The 2,973-nt window shown below is 65.9% G+C and carries 4 protein-coding genes; 1 reads left to right on the forward strand and 3 read right to left on the reverse strand.

Annotated features, from left to right (window positions below; translation table 11 throughout):
• On the reverse strand, positions 1-619 hold a 619-nt coding region (locus AB4Y84_RS18055), incomplete at its 3' end, for an alanine racemase (protein ID WP_442250593.1).
• Complete coding sequence (locus AB4Y84_RS18060) at positions 598-1,902, reverse strand: D-amino acid dehydrogenase (protein WP_025878410.1); 1,305 nt, start codon at positions 1,900-1,902, stop codon at positions 598-600. The genes AB4Y84_RS18060 and AB4Y84_RS18055, both read right to left, overlap by 22 nt.
• Positions 1,903-2,051: 149 nt before the next feature.
• Between AB4Y84_RS18060 and AB4Y84_RS18065 the strand changes: the two genes are divergently transcribed.
• Complete coding sequence (locus AB4Y84_RS18065) at positions 2,052-2,531, forward strand: Lrp/AsnC ligand binding domain-containing protein (protein ID WP_442244742.1); 480 nt, start codon at positions 2,052-2,054, stop codon at positions 2,529-2,531.
• Between the two features lie 57 nt (positions 2,532-2,588).
• Here the strand turns inward: AB4Y84_RS18065 and AB4Y84_RS18070 are convergent, their stop codons facing one another.
• Positions 2,589-2,741, reverse strand: coding sequence for a lana protein (locus tag AB4Y84_RS18070; protein WP_089238441.1), 153 nt, complete (start codon positions 2,739-2,741; stop codon positions 2,589-2,591).
• Between the last annotated feature and the right edge of the window lie 232 nt (positions 2,742-2,973).

The following is a 2,973-nucleotide window of genomic DNA, read 5'->3' on the forward strand; positions in this document are numbered from 1 at the left end:
CCCAGTCACTGCGCACGTCCGGCCAGCCCAGCAGCGCCGGCGAATTGCAGATGCTGGTCTCGCCTTCAAGACCATCGATGGCCTCGACGAAGGTCGCGGCCTGCTCATGGGTACGCTCGCTGTCCAGTTCATCGGCGCGTGCCAGGTGGGTCATCATCACGATGCGCGCCACCTGCGGCAGTGCAGACAAACGTGCGTGCGCGGCGCGGAAACCGGGAACGTCCAGGCCCAGCCGGTGCATGCCGCTGTCCAGCTTCAGCCACACCGTCAGCGGGCGCGGGCTGTCGAACGCGGCCAGCGCTTCCAGCTGCCACGGCGAACCGACCGAGAACCACAGGTCATGCTCGGCCACCAGCGCCATTTCGCTGGGCTCGAAGATGCCTTCCAGCAGCAGGATCGGCGCACGGATGCCGGCCTGGCGCAGTTCCAGCGCTTCTTCGATGGTGGCCACGCCAAAGCCGTCGGCCTCGCCTTCCAGTGCCTGCGCACAGCGCACCGCACCGTGGCCATAGGCATCGGCCTTGAGGATCGCCAGCGCCTTGCCACCGCCCAGTTCACGGGCCAGGCGATAGTTGCTGCGCAGTGCGCCCAGGTCGATCAGCGCGCGGGCAGGACGCATGTGCGGTTCTCATGTTGCGGGGCGTGGCGGTACTGGCCGTAGCGGAAGATATCGAGGCCTTCGGTGCTGATCTGTGGCTGGCGCGCGCTCATCAGGTCGGCCAGGTAGCGGCCGGAGCCGCAGGCCATGGTCCAGCCCAGCGTGCCGTGGCCGGTGTTGAGGAACAGGTTGCGGAACGGCGTGGCGCCGATCACCGGTGTGCCGTCCGGCGTGGCCGGGCGCAGGCCGGTCCAGAACTCGGCCTTGGCCAGGTCACCGCCCTTCGGGTACAGGTCGCGCACCACCAGCTCCAGCGTCTCGCGGCGACGCGGCGACAGCGACAGGTCGAAACCGGCCACCTCGGCCATGCCACCGACGCGGATGCGGTTGTCGAAGCGGGTCACCGCCACCTTGTAGCTCTCATCGAGGATGGTCGAAGTGGGTGCCATCGCCGGGTCGGTGATCGGCAGGGTCAGCGAGTAGCCCTTCAGCGGATACACCGGCAGGCGCATGCCCAGCGGCGCGACCAGTCCCGGCGAATAGCTGCCCAGCGCGACCACGAAGCGGTCCGCGGTTTCCAGCTTGCCGCCGATGCGCACGCCGGTGATGCGGTCGCCGTCGAATTCCACGCCGGTGATGTCCTGGTCGTAACGGAACTCGACCCCCGCTTCGGCCGCCATCTGCGCCAGGCGGCGGGTGAACAGCTGGCAATCGCCGGTCTGGTCGCGCGGCAGGCGCAGTGCACCCACCAGGCCATCGACGTGGGCCAGCGCAGGCTCGGCCTTGATGATACCGGCGCGATCCAGCACTTCGTACGGCACCCCGTACTGGGCCAGGATCTCGATGTCCTGCGCCGATGCATCCAGCTGCTGCTGGGTGCGGAACAGCTGGGTGGTGCCCAGGTCGCGCCCTTCGAAATCGATGCCGATCTGCGCGCGCAGCTCGTTCAGGCAGTCGCGGCTGTACTCGGACATGCGCACCATGCGCGCCTTGTTGATCGCGTAGCGCTCGTGGGTGCAGTTGCGCAGCATCTGCCACAGCCAGCGGTACTGGGCCAGGTCCATGCCCGGCTTGATCGCCAGCGGTGCGTGCTTTTCGAACAGCCAGCCGATGGCCTTCTTCGGTACGCCCGGGGCGGCCCACGGCGAGGTGTAGCCGAAGGACAGCTGGCCGGCATTGGCGAAGCTGGTTTCCAGCGCGGGACCGGGCTGGCGGTCGACGACCGTGACTTCAAACCCGGCCTGTCGCAGGTACCAGGCACTGGTGGTGCCGATCACGCCGCTGCCGAGAACTAGGACTCGCATGGAAATTCTCCAACCCGATCATTCCCTGCATTTGTGTGCGCAGGGGCCATAATCGGGGAAGTATATTCTTCCGTTCCTAGGTGATTTGCCTGATTTTAGGAATGCAGGCAGGATATTTTCCTCTGATTCATTCCTCAAGGTTGACGGCCATGACCACCCGCCCCCGCGAACTGGACAAGATCGACCGCAAGATCCTGCGCATCCTGCAGGGCGAAGGCCGCATCTCCTTCACCGAGCTGGGCGAACGGATCGGCCTGTCGACCACCCCGTGCACCGAGCGCGTGCGTCGGCTGGAGCGCGAAGCGGTGATCACCGGCTATCACGCCCACCTGGACCCGTCGGCGCTGAAGGCGAGCCTGCTGGTGTTCGTGGAGATCAGCCTGGCCTACAAATCCGGTGACATCTTCGAGGAGTTCCGGCGTGCGGCACTGAAGCTGCCCAACGTACTGGAATGCCATCTGGTGTCGGGCGATTTCGATTACCTGTTGAAGGCGCGGATCAGCGAGATGGCCTCGTATCGAAAGTTGCTTGGCAGCACCCTGCTGACCCTGCCCCATGTGCGTGAATCGAAGAGCTACATCGTGATGGAAGAGGTCAAGGAGACCTGGACGCTGCCGATTCCCGATTGAGTCGACGGGCGGCAGCGGGACCAGACCCCGTAGCACGGGCTCTGGCCCCTGGCTGCATCAGCGCTGCTGCGGGTTCTTCATGGAACCCTGTTGCGGATTCTTCTTCTGCTGCTCGTTCGGCTGCTGTTGCTGTTGCTGCTGGCGCTGCTGGTCCTGCGGTGTTTTGCCCTGCTGTTCCTTGCCGGGATGACGGTTCTGCTGGTTGGCCATGATCGTATTCCAAGGGGACGAGGGAAGCGCGACGGCGGGGATGCCGGCGCAGGTCCACCGTGGTCCTGGGGCGGTTAATCGCAGGCGAAAAACGGGTGATGCGGGGTGTGCAGGGCGGGGGCTGTTTTCCGGCGTTCATGTGGGTGGGTTTCCTGCCAACGGCTGGGCCCCTCGTGGCTGGGCAGACTTCCAGCATTGCGGGTGAGGCCGGGCGGGTGGGCTGTGCAGGGGG

The organism is Stenotrophomonas sp. 2YAF22 (assembly GCF_052114665.1).
In the GTDB taxonomy this organism is placed as follows: Bacteria; Pseudomonadota; Gammaproteobacteria; order Xanthomonadales; family Xanthomonadaceae; genus Stenotrophomonas; species Stenotrophomonas indicatrix.